Origin of the sequence: Synechococcus sp. BIOS-E4-1 (assembly GCF_014279995.1) — a bacterium.
Lineage (GTDB): Bacteria > Cyanobacteriota > Cyanobacteriia > PCC-6307 > Cyanobiaceae > Synechococcus_C.
In genome coordinates this window covers 2,271,689-2,288,108 of the sequence record NZ_CP047935.1, presented here as the reverse complement: position 1 = coordinate 2,288,108, position 16,420 = coordinate 2,271,689, and the positions used below count along the sequence as shown (strand labels likewise).

The following is a 16,420-nucleotide window of genomic DNA, read 5'->3' as shown; positions in this document are numbered from 1 at the left end:
GTACAGCTTTCAGGGTGGAGTCATCCTTTCGTGAACGAATTCTCCTGATGCTGTGACATGTCTCTCAATCCGAGCACTTTCAGCTGAGCTCAGCTCAACTCAAATCAACTGAACTCATTGGGCTCTTTGAGTCGCTTGCGTTGTAGTTCTCGCCAGTACAGCCCAGCCTGAACAACAATCACGACAATCACTGCCGGAACCACAACGCAGAGCATCACCAGTCGGAATTCGTCCTGCCAGCTGGGCAGCGTGCGTGGCAACACCTGATCCACCACATAGAACACGTAAAGGGCCAGCAGGATTCCACCCTCCAGTCGGGTGATCTGCCCTTTGGTCCAGAAGATGGGCAGGCAGGCCAGTGCGGTCAGCACCATCACGGGCATGTCGCGTTGAATCAGCAGGGGACTCACCTGCAGACCTCCGGCTCCAGCGGCTGCCAGTGCACTGGCACCCAGTACGAGCAGCTGGTTGAGCAGGTTGCTTCCCACAACATTGCCAATCGCCAGATCGGTTCGGCCCTTGATGGCAGCCACAAGCGAGGTGATCAGTTCCGGCATCGAGGTACCGGCGGACACGATCGTGAGTCCGATCACCGCTTCACTTACGCCCAGGTAAGCAGCCGTTCCGCTGGCTCCGCTGACAAGAACCCGCGATCCCACAACCAGAAGCAATACGCCGAGCAGCAGTGACATCACTGCTTTCAAAATGCCTCGCTTGCCCTGGTCGGGATTCACGTCGGGTTCGGCCCCTTCGACACCAGCTGGCTCTTCACGGGCTGTGCGAATTTCCCAGATTGAATTGATCAGCAGGGCGAGCAGCAGTGCCACACCCGACTGCCAGGTCACCCTCCCAGCCGAGGCCATGCCCCAGACCGCCGCAGAGACCGCGATCATCACTGGAACGTCCCTGCGAACGAGGCGGCTCTCGACGCGCAGTGGCATCACCACAGCACTGCTGCCAAGCACCACCATCACATTGAAGATGTTGCTGCCCACCACGTTGCTCACGGCCAGGGAATCCAAGCCACGCAGAACGGAACTGATGCTGACGAACAGCTCCGGAGCACTGGTTCCGAACGAGACCACGGTCAGTCCGATCACCAGTTGGGGGATTCCGAAGATCAGCGACAGCGTCACCGACCCCTGCACGAAGACTTCGCCCCCTGCAAACAACAGGCCGATCCCGATGAGGACCTCCAGGGCGGATGTCAGAAAGTCAGGCATCGTTAGCAGCGGCCTGGCTTCATTGTGCGATGCCAACCAATGCCCATCAGGGCGCAAGGCTGAGCGGATTCAGTCCATTGCGCTGACTGGGAATTAGCATTCCGCCACATTCGTAACGGTCTGGCATGTTTCTGAATCACATCAGCACACGCAATGTCCGCGGGGATGTTTTCGGTGGTGTGACAGCAGCCGTCGTGGCCCTGCCGATGGCTCTTGCGTTTGGTGTGGCCTCCGGTGCCGGAGCCGCTGCAGGGCTGTGGGGTGCAGTGATCATCGGCCTGGTGGCATCACTCTTCGGTGGCACCCCCACACTGATCTCCGAGCCGACCGGTCCGATGACGGTGGTGTTCACCGCCGTCATTCTCAGTTTCACAAGCCAGATTCCCGACAAGGGCACTGCACTGGCGATGGCCTTCACCGTGGTGGTGCTGGCGGGCGTGTTCCAGATTCTGTTCGGGTTCTTCCGACTGGGCCGTTACATCACGATGATGCCTTACACAGTGATCTCGGGCTTCATGTCCGGGATCGGTGTGATTCTGGTCATCCTGCAGCTGGCGCCCTTCCTGGGACAAAGCAGTCCTCCCGGTGGTGTGATCGGGACTCTGAGTGCTCTGCCGCAACTGATCTCGGGTATTCAGCCGCTTGAGCTGGGACTGGCGGTGATCACCTTGCTGATCCTTTGGTTCACACCTGAGCAGTTGAAGCGGTTCTGTCCTCCACAATTGCTGGCTCTCGTTGTGGGGACCGTGTTGTCGCTCACCCTCTTCGGTGACGTTGAACTGCGCAGGATTCCCGAATTCACAGCCGAATTCCCCAGTTTCAATCCCCCGACCTTTTCAGGTGAGCAAATCCGCTTGATGGTGGTGAACGGTGCCGTCCTCGGCATGCTCGGTTGCATCGATGCCCTGCTCACGTCGGTGGTGGCTGACAGCCTGACTCGCACCGAGCACGATTCCAACAAGGAACTGATCGGCCAAGGCCTCGGCAATGTGATGTCAGGTCTGTTCGGTGGGTTGCCGGGAGCGGGAGCCACCATGGGCACCGTGGTCAATATTCAGGCTGGTGGTCGCTCGGCCCTGTCCGGCATCGTCCGTGCCCTGATTCTGATGCTGGTGATTCTGCTGGCAGCACCGCTGGCATCACAGATTCCCTTGGCGGTGCTGGCCGGAATCGCTCTAAAAGTGGGTTTCGACATCATCGACTGGAGCTTCCTTCAGCGCGCGCATCACCTGTCGATCAAAGCGGCATGCATCACCTATGGCGTGATTGCGCTCACAGTGCTGGTTGACCTGATCTGGGCGGTGTTTATTGGTGTGTTCGTGGCCAACGTGCTCACCATCGAGCGGATGACCGCCCTGCAGTCCAGGGGTGTGAAAACCATCAGCACCACAGACGATGATGTTGAACTTCCTCAGGATCAGCAAGCACTGCTGGATCAGGCGGCGGGACGTCTGCTGCTGTTCCAGCTCACCGGTCCGATGATCTTCGGCGTGGCCAAGACCATCAGCCGCGAACACAACGCCATCGAAGACTGTGAAGCTGTTCTGTTCGACCTCACAGAGGTTTCCCATCTTGGAGTCACTGCATCACTGGCACTGGAAAATGCCATCAAGGAAGCGGTTGAAGTGGGCCGGTCTGTCTACCTGGTGGTGATGAACGGTTCCACCCGCAATCGCCTGGAGAAGCTCAAGCTGCTTGAGCTTCTTCCCGAGAATCATGTGAGCGAGAATCGGGAGGAGATTCTGCGCCGTGCGGTGGGGGAGCTCCCCGTCCTTCAGGAGGTCTGACTTGGCGGAGGTTCCAACGTCCCTGGTGCTGCGCCGTCCGGATGACTGGCATGTGCACATCAGGGATGGAGCCATGCTTCGCGCTGTTCTGCCCGCCACAGCCAGAACCTTTGCCCGTGCCATCGTGATGCCCAATCTGCGCCCACCGGTCACGTCGGTGGATGCAGCCAAGGCCTATCGGCGCAGGATTCTTGAGGCCCTGCCTGAGGGCGTCAGCTTCGAGCCGCTGATGACGGCCTACCTCACCGATGATCTTGACCCCGATGAGCTGGCCAGGGGGTTTGCTCAGCACGTGTTCCGCGCGGCCAAGCTCTATCCCGCCAATGCAACCACCAATTCAGCAGCGGGTGTCAGTGATCTGTCCAGGATCTCCGCTGTGCTGGCCTGTATGGAGGCCATCGACATGCCCCTGCTGATCCATGGTGAGGTCACGGATCCGGATGTGGATGTCTTCGACCGTGAAGCCCTGTTCATCGAACGGCATCTGAAACCACTGCGCCAGCGCCATCCTCGCTTGCGCATCGTGCTGGAGCACATCACCACCGAGGAGTCGGCGATCTACATCCGAGATGCTTTTCAGGCTGGCGATGATCGCATTGCTGCCACAATCACGCCGCACCATCTGCACCTCAACCGCAACGCCATGTTCATGGGCGGGCTGCGCAGCGACTTCTACTGTCTACCGGTTGTGAAGCGGGAATGCCACCGAAGGGCATTGGTGAAGGCCGCGACCAGTGGTCTGCCCTGCTTCTTCCTCGGCACGGATTCCGCCCCCCACCCTCGCTCCTGCAAAGAGTCAGCCTGCGGTTGTGCAGGCATCTTCAATGCGCTTCATGCTTTGGAGAGTTACGCCGCTGTCTTTGAACAGGAAGGTGCTCTCGATCATCTTGAAGGTTTTGCCAGCGAGCATGGTCCGCACTTCTACGGCCTGCCTCTCAACACTGAAACCATCAGGCTCGTCCGGCGTGAGCAGCAGGTCCCCTCACGCTTGATTCCTCCACCATCTGCTTGTCTCGGGGAGGATCCTCTCCCGGACCGCGAATGGCCGCTGCTGTTCCATGCCGGAGAAAGACTTGCATGGTCGATTGATCTGATGGGGCATCCTGTCGGGATCTGAATAGGGTTTATCGAGACGATCCTCGAGGTCATGAGCGACTCTCAGGCACCCGCCTCTGAAAACTATTGGCATCTCTGTACGGGTGCCGATGGAATCAGCCGGCAAAAGCGTTGCACGATCAGTCAGTTCACTCTCGGTCGTCTGGGAGAACGCAATTCACCTCAGTTTTCAAGAGGTCTGATGCAGGATGGCAATGCCTTCGTCACCTATCTCCCTGTCGGCTGGGTGGGCCCTTGGCATGAGAATCCTGAACCGAAATGGATTCATGTGCTGCGTGGGGCCTGGTCAGTGACAAGCATGGATGGGCAGACTGCAGTGATGAAAGCTGGCGAATATTCCTACGGTGGTGATCAGGGGTGCATCATCACGCCGGATGGACTGACGGGATATCTCTCTGCTCAGGTTGTTGATGAGCCCTGCATGCAACTGATCATTCAACGGAATGATCAGGGCTGGAGAAATCTGCCTCCCGGATCATTTGATTGAGATGGAAATCGCTTGCTGATCGTTTTATGACATCTGCTCCACGATCGATTTGTGTTTTGAACCGGTGATGCTGATGATCCCACCACTGCATACTAGGAGTGTTCCGATGATTGTTTCGAGCTGAATTATTTCGTTGAAAAGGGCAATTCCATAAAGAGCAGCAAAGACAACAGAGATATATTGAAAGGCCCCGATCTCGTGAGGTTTTGCGTATTGATAGGCTTTGATTAAAAGGAACTGGAAGGCCAGTAGGCAGCAGCCTGTTCCCACCATCATCCAGTACGCCCATTGAGGCGCTGAGTGTAATTTTCCAATAGAGATCAAGCCAAGAACGATCACACCAAATAGCAGGAAATAAAAGAGCTGGGTTAATGGCGATTCAGTGTCGTTCAGATGATTCACCGCTAAAAACTCAATGGCTGTTACGAACCCTGCGCCAAGTGCAACCAGATTGCCTGGGTTGGAAAAAATGCTGGCATCGGGCCTCACGATGATGACGACACCAACGAAACCGATAATGATTGCGATCCATACAGCCGTTGGCACACGTTGGCGGAGAAAGGCTAATGCCAGGATTGGAATGAAAATCGGAGTGGTATTCATTAAGACGTTGGTGTCCACCAGTGTGGTGAGCTGTGCTGCTGCAATGAACATCAAGAAGCCTGCGATGCCGGTGATGGCTCTCAGTAGGTGGAAGTGCCCTTGATGTGTGGGAATATCCTTTAATTTTCGAAAGAAGATAATTGGTAAAAGAAGGATGAAGGCGACCAGAAATGTGCCAAATGAAAACATCTCAACAGAAAGACTCTTGTCGACATATTTGCCGAAAACGCTCTGGGTAGTGTTTGCAAGAAAAGCCAGAATGATGTAAATAGACCCGATGAAAAGAGACTTCTTCATGATGTTGTCAATGAATGTCTTGTTTGCTTGGGTTGGCTTGATCGGGTAATTGAGGGTGTGATGATCATTTCCTGCTCGACTTGGCAATGTCTATCCTTTGGAGCCTCTACTCATCAGTTGAAGGATGCACCTTCTTGTTGCCCTCGAACACTGACTGAGCCTGAACATCAACCGGGAATGTGATGGTCAGGCTCAGTGAGTCATGCTCTGAAGTGGCTTCGTTATTCGTCAGAGCCCAGGGCTGCTCATCATGATTCCGCCGTCTGCGAACACACTGGTTGCCGTCATGTAGCTGGCACCATCACTCGCGAGAAAGGCCACCACAGAAGCGATCTCTTTCGGGTCCGCCATGCGACCAATGGGAATGGCCGCATCGAGCTTGGCGAGCAATTCGGGGTTGTTCATGGTGGAGTCGTTGATCGGCGTGGCCACGGCGCCAGGGCCCACATTCACAATCGATACGCCTTTGCTGGCTAATTCAACCCCTGCTGTTCGGGTCAGCATGCGGACACCTCCCTTTGCCACGCAATAGGGCGTGTTATCCGGCATTGGCCAGTCCTCATGCACTGAGGAGATATTGATGATGCGCCCACCACTTCCCTGCGCGATCATCTGTTTCGCGGCATACTGCGTTGCAAAAAATACGCCACGCAGATTCACATTCAGCACTTTGTCGAAGTCATCGGGAGTGGTGCTGAGGATTGAGGTGCGGGTCTCGATGCCTGCGTTGTTCACCATCACATCAACCTTGCCGAAGGTCTTCACCGCCGTGTCGACCAGTCGCTGTAGATCCTCCAGTTTTCCAACATCAGCCTGCACGCCAATCGCCTTGCCGCCCAGCTCACCGATTTCCTCAATCAGATCTTCAGTGCGATCAGGGTGAGAGCGGTAATCGATCACCACTTTGGCGCCCAGGGAGCCCAGAGCTTCCACGATTGCCTTGCCGATACCGGAATTACCTCCGGTGACGATGATCACCTTGTCACGCAGACAGAGGGATGTCATCGCCTGGGGGACCTGAGTGGTCATGACAGTCAGGACAGAACAGCCCTTCAATAGCCGTTTTCTCTGCGCCCGTCAGTGTTCCGTGGGCAAACGGCGCTAAGACTTCTTCAGATGTGTTGATTGATCCTTGGCTGACATTCATCACGAAGCACCTTCCATCGAAGGAGTGGCTTTCTCTCTGCCGAAGCCCGGCAGTCTTGATCCACTCCTGGAGGCACTGGGTGTGACGGATGAAGGTCAGACTCAGTTGGCTGGAGACACTCTGCATCGCCGTTTCGGGCTTGCCGAGGGCGGAGCTGTGATTCGGCATTACAGACTGGGTTGCGAAAAGCTCGACTATGTCTCCTTCGAGTCAGTCGATTGTCGCCCTCAAGTTGATCCGGGACCGTCCAATTCCCTCTGGTTTCAGCATGTGGCCATTGTGGTCAGCGACATGAATCGTGCTGCGGAGCGATTGATGCCCCATGTCGTTCCGATTTCTGAGTCACCGCAGTGGTTGCCCAATGGTGTTGCAGCGTGGAAGTTCCGCAATGCTGCCGGCCATGCCATGGAGCTGTTGTGGTTCCCGCCGGATCAGGGACACCCTCGTTGGCATCAGCCGAAGCCGAGCTTGTTTCAGGGGCTTGATCACAGTGCCATCGCGATCAGCGACAGTGATCGGAGCCTGGCTTTCTATGGTGTCGATCTCGGTTTGCAACTGCGCTATGCCACGCTGAACCAGGGTGTTGAGCAGGGACGCCTGGATGCTCTGAGCGATGCGAAGGTCGCCATTCACGGTTTGAGTGGATCATCTCCCTGTGGCGTTGAGTTTCTGCGATATCTCAATCCGCCACCTCAACAACCAACAGCAGCTGCATTGCAACCGCAGGATGCGCTTTATGCGCAGATCCTTCTGCATGCTCCAGGAGCCGGTTCCGGTCGTCTTCAATGCGATCCAGATGGCCACAGGATCTGGATCCACTCTTAAGCCAATCCACAAATTTCACCAGCCTCAGAGTTTCTAGCGTTCGGAAAATGCTCGCTCAGCGGTGGATCTCGTTTCCCTGATTGTTCCCCCGTCACCGGACGGATTGGCAGCTGGAGGGCTGGTGATCCTCAGGCTGTTCACCGGTGTTGTGTTCATTCGCCATGGCTGGCCCAAGTTGACCAACCTCGGGATCTGGGCCAATGCGATGAAAACACCGGCCTGGCTTTGTTTCCTCTCCGCTTTTTCGATGTGGGCGGGGGGAATCGCTTTGATTTTCGGCGTGCTGACGCCATTCGCTGCAGCGGCCATTGCCGTGTCAATGCTCTATGCCATGGTGCTGGAGATCAGCAATGGCTTCCCCTTCATTGCCCCGGATCCGTTCCAGATTCCCGAGGGTGATTATGCCGGCCCGATGGGAACCGGCGACCCCCCGAGCTGGGAGAAAGCTGCCATGTACGTAGTGATGTCTCTGGTGCTCATGAGCGCTGGTGGCGGACCTTACAGCCTGGATCTGATCTTGATTGCTCCTCGACTGCAGACACTGCTGGGCTGATTAGCCCAGCCGCTCCTTGAGGTGATCCGCGACCCGGATGGCATTGGCAATGGCGGTGAGTGAGGGATTCACAGCTGAGCTGCTGGGAAAGAAGCTGGTGTCAACGACGTAGAGGTTGTCGACATCGTGCGTACGGCAGTTGGTGTCCAGCACCGATGTCGCAGGATCTTTTCCAAAACGGCAGGTTCCTGACTGGTGTCCAACTGCAGCAATGTCCATGGAAGACGCGAAGTAAACCTGTCGTTCGGCCAGGTGGTTCTTCAGATAAAGCTTGTCGAGCAGCCCTTCCAGTCGATTGACGAGTTCCTGGGAGGCTTTGTTGTTGGTGGGTGTGTAGCTGAGTTTGATCTGACCGTCCTGATTCACTGTGACGCGGTTGTCAGGTCGTGGCAGATCTTCGGTCTGAAGCCAGAAATCAATGGAGTGTTCCGCGATTCGGTCCATGCCCCAGGTGGGTGCAGGTGCTGTGAGTCGGGGTTTGTAACCCTTCATCATTGCCCCATTGGTTTTGCCAGTCATTTGCACATTGCCCATGGGGAAGTCGAAGTCGTTGTCTCCGAAATACCAGTCGTGAACTGCAACCGTCTTCTGGAAGACCGTGGTGTTGGGCTCATGGGCAAGAGCCACCACTGCCTTGCAGTTGTGATACATGTAATTGCGGCCCACCTGGTCGGAACTGTTGGCCAGCCCCCTGGGATGGGAGTCGTTGGCCGACATCAGCAGCAATCGTGCTGAATTGGCGGCGCCTGCTGAGACCACCACAATGTCACCTTTGAATCGCCGTTGCTCACCCTGGTGGTTCACCACCACTTCGGTTACCTGTCTGCCGCTGCTATCAGTGTTGAGCCGGAGCACTTCAGCTTCTGTGAGCAGCATGACGTTGTCATGGTCGAGGGCAGGCCGCACCCCCATCACTTCAGCATCACCCTTGGCATGCACCAGACAAGGGAAGCCATCGCAGCGGTTGCAGCGCACACAGTCGCTAAAGGCTGGGTTGACCTCGTTGAGAGCGACTCCTGTCGGGGCGTGAAATGGATGCAAGCCTGCGGAGCGCAGGTCATTCACCAGTTTCTGCATGCGCGGTTCATGGCTGATTGGCGCATAGGGGTAGGGAGAGGAGGCCGGTGGCTCGGTCGGATCCTCGCCACGCAGTCCATGCACGTGGTACCACTCCTCAGCTTTGCGGTAATACGGCTCAAAAACGTCGTACTTGACTGGCCATTCCGGTGATTCACCATCCACATGAATCACCGACTCGAAGTCGCGTTCTCTCAGGCGAAAGTGGGCAGCTCCGTACATCTTTGAAGCGCCGCCAACAAAATAGTGACTCCCTGGTTGGAAGCTCTTGCCGTGTTTATCAAGCCAATGATCAGTGGAGACATACCGGTCTTTCTGGAAGACCTCCACCGGGTCCCAGTTCTGTGGCTCCCGCGGCAGCCAGTCCCCGCGCTCCAGGATCAAAATCGAGTACCCAGAACTGGCAAGTGCACGGGCCAGTGAACCGCCTCCGGCCCCACTGCCGATGATCACCACATTGAAGTGGTCTGCGTTCGGTTCAATCGGTGTGTGGCGATTGGCGGCGTGGGTGACGTGATCCATCAACGGGGCCTAACGCACTAATCGCAAGCTAGGTAGACCAAACCGTCCCGTCACCGCCAACGTTGAAGTTGAGTAATCATTTTGGCGATAACGGCTGTCCAACCTGTCTGGTGACTGGCTCCTACGCCAGCACCTGTGCAGCCGTTGAAGTATTCATTGAACTGAAAAAGATCGCGCCAGGCATTGTCGTTCTGGAACAGGTCCACATCTCCGTTGAAGGCGCGACGACCCGATTCATCCCGCCTGAAGATTCCGACCAGTCGTTGTTCAAGTTCAAGCGAGATCTGCCAGAGGTTCAGTTCACGCCCTGAACCGGTTGGAAACTCCATCTTGAATTCATCACCGAGAACGTGGCCGAACTTCTGCAGAGCCTCAATCAGCAGATAGTTGATCGGCATCCATACAGGACCTCGCCAGTTGGAGTTGCCACCGAACATGGCAACTGGACTATCGGCGGGGCTATAGCTGATCGTGGCGTAGTCGTCACCCTGTTGATAGGAATACGGCGTCTTCTCGTACACCTTGGAAAGACTGCGGATACCGTAAGGGGAGAGAAACTCCTCTTCGTCGAAAACCCGGGTGAGAATCCGGCGCAGTCGATGGGGAGGCACGATTGAGTAGAGAACGCGATCGTGATGCCATGTTCCAAGATGGCTGATCGCATCAAAAGGCGCCCCACGATCCTCGCCCAGTTCATTGAGATAACTGCGCACATCGAGTGATGGGATCTCTCCCACTGTCGCGGCATCAAACGTGGCGACTGCAAGCAGCGGAATCAGCCCGCTCAGAGATCGTGTGCGGAGGTAATCCGTGCTTCCGTCCGGCCGCTTGAGCACGTCGTAATAGAACCCATCCTCTTCGTCCCAGTTGACATAGCCACGCCCTGTAGGACTGTTCAAGGCGTATGTGAGACGACTGAAGTCAGCCACGAAGCGTTCGCACAGGCTTCTGTATTCCTCTCTGTCTTCGGAAAGCAGTACGCACGCCTCCAGCATGTTTAGGCTCAGCAGGCCCATCCAGGCCGTACCGTCTGACTGTTCGATGCGACTTCCGTCCTTCAGCGGATAGCGGCGATCGAAGATCGCGATGTTGTCGAGACCGAGGAAGCCACCTTCGAAGAGGCTGTCGCCATTGCGGTCGGTGCGGTTGGCCCACCAGCCGTATTCCAGCAGCAGTTCGCGAAGGCTTGCACGCAGAAAGGGAAAATCCTTGTGGCCGTAGCAGCGCTTGGAGATCTGGAAGATGCGCAGTGCTGCCCAGGCTCCGATGGGAGGATTGGCGTCGGAGAGTGCCCATTCATAGGCCGGTGACTGGCCGTTGTTGGCGGTGTAGGAGGCCTGACGCAGCATGCGTGACTGACGTTTGGCTTCACCCGGGTCAAGCTCTGCAAAAGCCACGGCATGGAACATCAGATCCCACTGGCAGAAGTAGGGATACTCCCAGCAGTCGGGCATGGAGATGATGTTGCGAGCCCGCATGTTGCGCCAATAGGCGTTCTGTGTATGCCAGCGCTCTTCCGGTGGTTTGGCTGAATTGCTGTCGCCGCGTAGCCAGCGGGCCACATACCAGTCGTAGAACTTGCGACACCAAAACAGACCAGCCGCCGCAGCGGCATGAATGGCTTTGTCTTCATCGTTCAGGCCTGGGGCCACCCAGTTGAGGTGGTCTTGCCAGTCCTGACGTCGCTGCTCCACAAGGGCGTTTGTTGCGGCGGATTCGATGCTGCCCTGCGCCTTCTTCCCGTTTGAGTCACGTCGACAGAGTCTGAGATCCACTCGCCAGACTTCGCCGGGCTCGAGGGTGCGCTGCAGGTGGAGAGCTGCCTTGCTTCCTGTCTGATCTGGATTCACAGCATCGACCTTTCCCTCGATCAGATACCGGTGAAAGGCATCTTTCACATAGGGCTGCTTCAGAGGCTGGTTGTAAAGACGCTGGGTGTTGGTCTCGTTCTCGGTGAACAGCCAGGCTCCTTGTTCGCTGCAACTCAGGCCATAGGAGCCGAGCCCCTCAACAGCACTGCTAACGAGCAGATCGTCCTTCAGGCGTAGCAAGGGTGTGCTGCCGTCGTTCTCCCTGTTCTCGCCCCAGCTCCATGTGTTGCGAAACCAAAGGGTGGGAAGCAGGTGGAGCTCAGCATTGTCCGGTCCACGGTTGGTGAGAGTCAAACGGATGACCAGATCCTCCGGCGAGGCCTTGGCGTACTCCACCTCCAGATCGAAGAAACGATTGTCATCAAAAATGCCGGTGTGAACCAGCTCGAATTCGTTCTGGTTTCGGCCGCGGCGACGGTTTTCGTCTCTCAGTTGCTTGTAAGGGAAGCTCTTCTGGGGATACCGATACAACGCCTTGGCGTAACTACCTGTGGGTGTTCCGGCCAGGTGATACATCATGTCCTTGATGTCTTCACCGTGATTGCCCTCCGGATTGCCGAGACCGAAGAGACGTTCCTTTAAAACGGGATCCTTACCGTTCCAGAGTGCCGGAGCGAAGCAGAGCAGACCCTGCTCATCACTAATGCCGAGCAGGCCGTCCTCGCCCCAGCGGTAAGTTCGCAGATGGCTGTGGTCGAAAGGGAACGATTCCCAGGCGTTTCCATCTGACGAGTAGTCCTCTCGAACAGTGCCCCACTGTCTGCCGCTGAGATAGGTGCCCCATCTATCCCAAGGTTGATGTCCGTCGTCGCGCTCGCGGCAGCGGACGAGTTCTGCGGGTTCCTCGCCCAGCTGTGCGTTGGAGATCACCGTAGTTGACATGAACGAAACACCCTCATGTTTCTGAAGTTAATGAGAGTGATCTGGAATGCCCATGATGAAACGGCTTTTATCACTGCCGGTGGTGGGGGCGGGGGGACTTGAACCCCCACAGGATTTTCATCCCAAACGATTTTAAGTCGCGTGCGTCTACCGATTCCGCCACGCCCCCAGGAGCCACCGGCACCGTGATGGCATTCTAGATTCCACCCTGATGGCCCATTTCGCAGACCATGGAGACTCTCCTCAACGCGGTTTCCCTGGACACCTTGCTCGTGATCGGTGCCTATGTGGTTCTGGGTGGTGCCTATCTGGTGGTGGTCCCTCTCCTCCTCTACGCCTGGATGACCCGTCGCTGGACCGTGATGGGTAAATACGAGCGTCTGGGGATTTATGCCCTGGTGTTCCTGTTCTTTCCAGGTTTGATTGTGTTCGCTCCATTCCTCAATCTCCGCTTCAGCGGTCAGGGTGAGGTCTGAACGTTGACGCGTGCCGGAGTCCTGAAACTTGGCCTTGGCCTTCTGCTGACTGGTGGTTTGGGCTACTGGCTGTTTGAAGCGCTAGGGCTTGAAGGGTTTTCTGCGGGGATTGCCGCCGAAGCCCTGCTGGTGGTGATTGTGGTGGTCTGGACCAGCTCCTATCTGTTGAGAGTGGTGACCGGACGCATGACCTACATGCAGCAACGCCGTCGCTACCGCAGTGGTTATGACGAGCTCACCGCTCAGGAGCTTCAGGAGCGGTTCGATGCCATGACTCCGGAACAGCAGCAGGCACTGATGGCTTCCATTGCCGAGGAAGAGACCACGCAGGCTTCTGAGTGATTTCAGTCGACCTTTAGGCTCGCCTGCATCACAGTTTCAGAATCAGTGGCAGAGCCGTCTTCACGCATTGCAGAGGTCTTTGTGAAGACCGCCCGTGAGCAGCGTCTGGCACTGATGCCTTTTGTGATGGCCGGTGATCCTGATCTTCAGAGCACGGCTGATGTGTTGCTCAGTCTTCAGAATCATGGGGCTGATGTCGTGGAGCTTGGAATTCCCTACAGCGATCCTCTGGCGGATGGGCCAGTGATCCAGGCTGCGGCTCAGCGAGCTCTTGAACAACTCACCACCCCGGCAAAAGTGCTGGAAATGTTGAGTGGGTTGCGTGAACAACTCACCATGCCGGTTGTGCTGTTCACCTACAGCAACCCATTGCTTAATCGAGGACCGGAACGCTTTTTTTCGGAAGCTGCCGCCGCTGGTGTTTCCGGTTTGGTTGTGCCTGATCTTCCCCTTGAGGAAGCGGAACGTTTGTCTCCACTTGCAGCACAACATGGTCTTGATCTTGTTCTGCTTGTTGCTCCCACCACTCCTGAACAGCGCATGCAGCGAATCGCTGCTTCCAGTCGTGGTTTCACCTATCTGGTCTCTGTAACCGGTGTCACCGGAGAACGCTCAAGTCTTCAAGAACGTGTCGGCCAATTGGTTACTTCTCTAAAGCGATGTGAAGCAGGTCCTGTTGCTGTGGGATTTGGAATCTCCGGTCCGGAGCAGGTCCGTCAAGTGCGGGCATGGGGTGCAGACGGAGCCATTGTTGGCAGTGCTCTAGTCAAAAGAATCGCCGCTGCACAACAAGGATGCGCAGCGGCGGAAGCAGGTGAATTTTGCCGAGAACTGCGTGCTGCAGCCGGCTGAAAATCACTCTTCCTCTTCGTCAGCGCCACCAACGGGAACGAGTCGGATCTGTTTACGACCAAGCTTGATCTCGAATTCATCGCCAGGCTTGAGATCCAACATGGCGGTGTATGCCTTGCCGATCAACAGGTTGCCGTTTCCTTGGACTGTTGCCACATAGGAAAGCTTGCGACCACCCTTGCCAATTCCAGCGGAACCACCACCAAGTTCAATGCCCTTCGCATTGAGAAGAGCTTCATAGAAAGCAGTGAAGTTAACGCGATCAGAACCATCCTTCTTTTTAGAGACATAACCACAGGCAGTGGCCAGGTCTGTCTTGGAGACGTCACCTAAATCCTTGACCTTTGCAAGGAGTTCAGCACCAGTGAGCATCATCATAAAAATAATCTACTATCCGAACATAGCGCTTAATGTGCAGTATGCGCCAACCTTTCGGCGCGGATTTTTTTAACCGGAGGTGAAACTATGGCCCGCTTCGTTCTCTGGGGGACTTATTGCGACAATGCTTTGGAAAAAAGAGCTCCGTTTCGCGATGAGCATCTCGAGCGGCTTAAAGCCCTCAAGGAAAGTGGGACATTGATCACCCTTGGTCCGACTGTTGGCAGTACACACGTTTTCGCAGTCTTTGAGTCCGACAGTGAATCAACAGTGCGTGCTCTGCTTGAAGCAGATGTCTATTGGCGAGAAGGAATCTGGACTCGCCTGGATGTTTATCCCTGGATCCAGGCATTCTGAGCCTGCTGCCAGATCCAGTCGGCAACCACGATGTCATTCCCTGCTCCGAGTGCATCGGCATAACCGCTCATTTGACCGATTCCATCGCGGGCAATCTGCGCGATCGCTTGCGCATTGTTGAGCTCTCGTTTCTCGAGTGCCTTGAGTTTCAATGTCCGTCCTCGACGAATGATGTTGCCACCGTTGGGGTGACATCCAGCGCAATGCAGATCAAACAGTTGCGCTCCTGATCCGCTCAGGCTCCAGGCGCTTGAACTCTGCCAGAACAGTGTGATCAGCATCAGTACCCCTGCCAGAAGCGTCTTCATCACCAATCAACAGGTGATTTCAGTCTGCCTTGGTTCAAGCCACTGGCTGAATCTGAATCTGTGGGTTGTCAGGATCACAACAGTTGTTCCTGAACTGATGGCGGAAGAGGATCTGCAGCGTTTCCTGTTGAAGGTTCAACAGCTCAATGCATTGGTCAGCAGTCTTGATGCAGACCCTGAGCGCCGTCGACAGTTGGCCGCATGCTCTGATCACCATGCCGTTGTGCAACTGGCCCAGCAATGGGGGTACAGCATCGGCCGACGCTGGGGTGAGCCGAGTGTTGAGCCAGCAGATTTATTCAATCTGCTGGCTGAAGCGCCTTCAGCTTCTGGGCAGGAAACCGAAGAGGAGTTGTGTTCAGGCAAGGATTGGAGACTGATGAGAATCAGCTCCAATGGATCGTGTAGCCCGGATGGTTTCTGGTACCAACAGAAAGAGCAGGAGTGGCTCACCCTGTTGAAAGGGAGCGCAATCGTGCGACTTCAAGATCCAGAGCAATGGGTCGAACTCAGTGTGGGGGATCAGCTGATGCTGCCAGCCGGTCGACGTCATCGGGTTGAGAGGACGGATGCTGATCCTGGAACGGTATGGCTCGCTCTCTACTGGAATGAGAGTCCAGGCGACCATCCGGCTCAGCCGATCGTTTAACCAGCCAGTAAGCCCCTGCCAAAGCGATGGCGGAGACGCCGAGACCGATCAAAAGCTGAGGTTTGTCTTCGGCACCCTTAGGGAGAACAATCACCTTCCTGGCTACGGCTGTGAGTGCGGTGACCAGCACCAGTTCGATCTGGACGACGTGACGACGCAGGTAACTGGTGATGTTCTGCAGGACTTCAAGGGCGATCAACACTGTCAGCAGATCGCCAAGGATGCGAATCAGACCATCACCCAGCCAGTAGGAATCCTGCTCATTGGTGATCAAGGACAGAGCCACGCGGATTGTGAGCTGCACAATCGATGCGGCGATCACAACGGCGGTGATTGCGGTGAGCAGGATGGCGACCTGCTTTTCACCCGCATCAACCCATTGCAGGAAACTTCGGCGTTTGCGGCGGGACGGAATCACTGTGCTCAGTTGGTGCTGAACGGGTTGAAGAAAGGCTTGGCGGGTGTATCGCCAGGGGGGTTCTCGATCTTGGTGTTGCAGGTGATCGATCCATCCGCCCCTTCAACGCAGTCTGTGGGCACCACGGTGCTCTGTTCGCCGGTACGGCTGTTGGGGCCCAGCAGCCAGACCTCTGATTGAGCCATCGCGCCCTGAGGAAGCATCACGCTGACAGCGGTGAGGAAGCTGACGGCGAGCAGTCTTTGCGGGA

At 56.2% G+C, this 16,420-nt stretch carries 18 protein-coding genes, 1 tRNA gene and 1 pseudogene; 10 read left to right on the top strand and 10 right to left on the bottom strand.

Annotation, left to right across the window (positions count from 1 at the left end; all coding sequences use genetic code 11):
- Window positions 1-104 precede the first annotated feature (104 nt).
- The gene (locus SynBIOSE41_RS12390; RefSeq protein ID WP_186538129.1) at window positions 105-1,223 is read right to left on the bottom strand and encodes a calcium/sodium antiporter; all 1,119 of its coding nucleotides are present in this window, start codon (window positions 1,221-1,223) and stop codon (window positions 105-107) included.
- A 125-nt stretch (window positions 1,224-1,348) separates the two neighbouring features.
- On the opposite strand from SynBIOSE41_RS12390, the gene SynBIOSE41_RS12385 reads away from it, so the two are divergent.
- From SynBIOSE41_RS12385 to SynBIOSE41_RS12375, 3 genes are read left to right on the top strand one after another with little or no spacing between them, the layout of a single operon-like run.
- Window positions 1,349-3,010: a SulP family inorganic anion transporter gene (locus SynBIOSE41_RS12385; RefSeq protein WP_186538128.1), complete on the top strand. Its 1,662-nt coding sequence runs from the start codon at window positions 1,349-1,351 to the stop codon at window positions 3,008-3,010.
- A 1-nt stretch (window position 3,011) separates the two neighbouring features.
- Window positions 3,012-4,127: a dihydroorotase gene (pyrC, locus tag SynBIOSE41_RS12380; protein WP_186538127.1), complete on the top strand. Its 1,116-nt coding sequence runs from the start codon at window positions 3,012-3,014 to the stop codon at window positions 4,125-4,127.
- 30 nt (window positions 4,128-4,157) lie between these two features.
- The gene (locus SynBIOSE41_RS12375; RefSeq protein ID WP_186538126.1) at window positions 4,158-4,613 is read left to right on the top strand and encodes a cupin domain-containing protein; all 456 of its coding nucleotides are present in this window, start codon (window positions 4,158-4,160) and stop codon (window positions 4,611-4,613) included.
- A 24-nt stretch (window positions 4,614-4,637) separates the two neighbouring features.
- On the opposite strand, the gene SynBIOSE41_RS12370 is transcribed toward SynBIOSE41_RS12375, so the two are convergent.
- Together SynBIOSE41_RS12370 and SynBIOSE41_RS12365 are read right to left on the bottom strand one after the other, a co-directional pair.
- A complete protein-coding gene (locus SynBIOSE41_RS12370) occupies window positions 4,638-5,513 on the bottom strand; it encodes a DMT family transporter (protein ID WP_186538125.1) in 876 nt (291 codons plus the stop codon).
- Window positions 5,514-5,741: 228 nt separating this feature from the next.
- Window positions 5,742-6,518 (bottom strand): SDR family NAD(P)-dependent oxidoreductase, encoded by a 777-nt coding sequence (locus tag SynBIOSE41_RS12365; protein WP_066906087.1) that lies wholly within the window; start codon window positions 6,516-6,518, stop codon window positions 5,742-5,744.
- 127 nt (window positions 6,519-6,645) lie between these two features.
- Between SynBIOSE41_RS12365 and SynBIOSE41_RS12360 the strand changes: the two genes are divergently transcribed.
- Entirely contained in the window at window positions 6,646-7,485 is an 840-nt protein-coding gene (locus SynBIOSE41_RS12360) for a VOC family protein (protein ID WP_255475751.1), read from the top strand.
- Between the two features lie 61 nt (window positions 7,486-7,546).
- Window positions 7,547-8,038, top strand: coding sequence for a DoxX family protein (locus SynBIOSE41_RS12355; RefSeq protein WP_186538124.1), 492 nt, complete (start codon window positions 7,547-7,549; stop codon window positions 8,036-8,038).
- On the opposite strand, the gene SynBIOSE41_RS12350 is transcribed toward SynBIOSE41_RS12355, so the two are convergent.
- The 3 genes from SynBIOSE41_RS12350 to SynBIOSE41_RS12340 form a co-directional block, all read right to left on the bottom strand.
- Entirely contained in the window at window positions 8,039-9,637 is a 1,599-nt protein-coding gene (locus SynBIOSE41_RS12350; RefSeq protein WP_186538123.1) for a GMC oxidoreductase, read from the bottom strand.
- 50 nt (window positions 9,638-9,687) lie between these two features.
- Window positions 9,688-12,390, bottom strand: a complete 2,703-nt coding sequence (locus SynBIOSE41_RS12345) for a glucosidase (RefSeq protein WP_186538122.1) — start codon at window positions 12,388-12,390, stop codon at window positions 9,688-9,690.
- A gap of 80 nt (window positions 12,391-12,470) precedes the next feature.
- Window positions 12,471-12,559, bottom strand: a tRNA-Leu gene (locus SynBIOSE41_RS12340).
- Window positions 12,560-12,620: 61 nt separating this feature from the next.
- On the opposite strand from SynBIOSE41_RS12340, the gene SynBIOSE41_RS12335 reads away from it, so the two are divergent.
- Genes SynBIOSE41_RS12335 through trpA form a run of 3 tightly spaced genes read left to right on the top strand, consistent with a single transcriptional unit; the run spans window position 12,621 to window position 14,060 of the window.
- Window positions 12,621-12,866: an NAD(P)H-quinone oxidoreductase subunit L gene (locus SynBIOSE41_RS12335; protein ID WP_066905681.1), complete on the top strand. Its 246-nt coding sequence runs from the start codon at window positions 12,621-12,623 to the stop codon at window positions 12,864-12,866.
- Window positions 12,867-12,869: 3 nt separating this feature from the next.
- Window positions 12,870-13,208: a DUF3007 family protein gene (locus tag SynBIOSE41_RS12330; protein WP_066905679.1), complete on the top strand. Its 339-nt coding sequence runs from the start codon at window positions 12,870-12,872 to the stop codon at window positions 13,206-13,208.
- A gap of 45 nt (window positions 13,209-13,253) precedes the next feature.
- A complete protein-coding gene (gene trpA / locus SynBIOSE41_RS12325) occupies window positions 13,254-14,060 on the top strand; it encodes a tryptophan synthase subunit alpha (protein ID WP_186538121.1) in 807 nt (268 codons plus the stop codon).
- 3 nt (window positions 14,061-14,063) lie between these two features.
- Here trpA and SynBIOSE41_RS12320 read toward each other — a convergent pair whose 3' ends face one another.
- Entirely contained in the window at window positions 14,064-14,432 is a 369-nt protein-coding gene (locus SynBIOSE41_RS12320) for an AbrB family transcriptional regulator (protein ID WP_066906083.1), read from the bottom strand.
- A gap of 93 nt (window positions 14,433-14,525) precedes the next feature.
- Here SynBIOSE41_RS12320 and SynBIOSE41_RS12315 point away from each other — a divergent pair, with 93 nt between their 5' ends.
- Complete coding sequence (locus SynBIOSE41_RS12315; protein ID WP_066905674.1) at window positions 14,526-14,795, top strand: YciI family protein; 270 nt, start codon at window positions 14,526-14,528, stop codon at window positions 14,793-14,795.
- Here SynBIOSE41_RS12315 and SynBIOSE41_RS12310 read toward each other — a convergent pair.
- The gene (locus SynBIOSE41_RS12310; protein ID WP_186538120.1) at window positions 14,771-15,103 is read right to left on the bottom strand and encodes a c-type cytochrome; all 333 of its coding nucleotides are present in this window, start codon (window positions 15,101-15,103) and stop codon (window positions 14,771-14,773) included. The two genes, SynBIOSE41_RS12315 and SynBIOSE41_RS12310, sit on opposite strands and share 25 nt — an antisense overlap.
- 97 nt (window positions 15,104-15,200) lie before the next feature.
- Here SynBIOSE41_RS12310 and SynBIOSE41_RS12305 point away from each other — a divergent pair.
- A pseudogene (locus SynBIOSE41_RS12305) lies at window positions 15,201-15,719 on the top strand (Nif11 domain/cupin domain-containing protein); the annotation flags it as partial.
- On the opposite strand, the gene SynBIOSE41_RS12300 reads toward SynBIOSE41_RS12305, so the two are convergent.
- Together SynBIOSE41_RS12300 and SynBIOSE41_RS12295 are read right to left on the bottom strand one after the other, a co-directional pair.
- Complete coding sequence (locus tag SynBIOSE41_RS12300) at window positions 15,613-16,170, bottom strand: phosphate-starvation-inducible PsiE family protein (protein ID WP_231856993.1); 558 nt, start codon at window positions 16,168-16,170, stop codon at window positions 15,613-15,615. The pseudogene SynBIOSE41_RS12305 and the gene SynBIOSE41_RS12300 overlap by 107 nt on opposite strands.
- 5 nt (window positions 16,171-16,175) lie before the next feature.
- Window positions 16,176-16,373 (bottom strand): hypothetical protein, encoded by a 198-nt coding sequence (locus tag SynBIOSE41_RS12295; protein ID WP_231857012.1) that lies wholly within the window; start codon window positions 16,371-16,373, stop codon window positions 16,176-16,178.
- Window positions 16,374-16,420: the final 47 nt, after the last annotated feature.

What these genes read in the sequence shown, in the direction of transcription:
- SynBIOSE41_RS12345 (WP_186538122.1), bottom strand. Translation starts at nt 12,390, where the DNA reads ATGTCAACTACGGTGATCTCCAACGCACAGCTGGGCGAGGAACCCGCA.
- SynBIOSE41_RS12350 (WP_186538123.1), bottom strand. Translation starts at nt 9,637, where the DNA reads ATGGATCACGTCACCCACGCCGCCAATCGCCACACACCGATTGAACCG.
- SynBIOSE41_RS12370 (WP_186538125.1), bottom strand. Translation starts at nt 5,513, where the DNA reads ATGAAGAAGTCTCTTTTCATCGGGTCTATTTACATCATTCTGGCTTTT.
- SynBIOSE41_RS12390 (WP_186538129.1), bottom strand. Translation starts at nt 1,223, where the DNA reads ATGCCTGACTTTCTGACATCCGCCCTGGAGGTCCTCATCGGGATCGGC.
- SynBIOSE41_RS12320 (WP_066906083.1), bottom strand. Translation starts at nt 14,432, where the DNA reads ATGCTCACTGGTGCTGAACTCCTTGCAAAGGTCAAGGATTTAGGTGAC.
- SynBIOSE41_RS12335 (WP_066905681.1), top strand. Translation starts at nt 12,621, where the DNA reads ATGGAGACTCTCCTCAACGCGGTTTCCCTGGACACCTTGCTCGTGATC.
- SynBIOSE41_RS12365 (WP_066906087.1), bottom strand. Translation starts at nt 6,518, where the DNA reads ATGACATCCCTCTGTCTGCGTGACAAGGTGATCATCGTCACCGGAGGT.
- SynBIOSE41_RS12310 (WP_186538120.1), bottom strand. Translation starts at nt 15,103, where the DNA reads ATGAAGACGCTTCTGGCAGGGGTACTGATGCTGATCACACTGTTCTGG.
- SynBIOSE41_RS12295 (WP_231857012.1), bottom strand. Translation starts at nt 16,373, where the DNA reads ATGCTTCCTCAGGGCGCGATGGCTCAATCAGAGGTCTGGCTGCTGGGC.
- SynBIOSE41_RS12385 (WP_186538128.1), top strand. Translation starts at nt 1,349, where the DNA reads ATGTTTCTGAATCACATCAGCACACGCAATGTCCGCGGGGATGTTTTC.
- SynBIOSE41_RS12315 (WP_066905674.1), top strand. Translation starts at nt 14,526, where the DNA reads ATGGCCCGCTTCGTTCTCTGGGGGACTTATTGCGACAATGCTTTGGAA.
- SynBIOSE41_RS12375 (WP_186538126.1), top strand. Translation starts at nt 4,158, where the DNA reads ATGAGCGACTCTCAGGCACCCGCCTCTGAAAACTATTGGCATCTCTGT.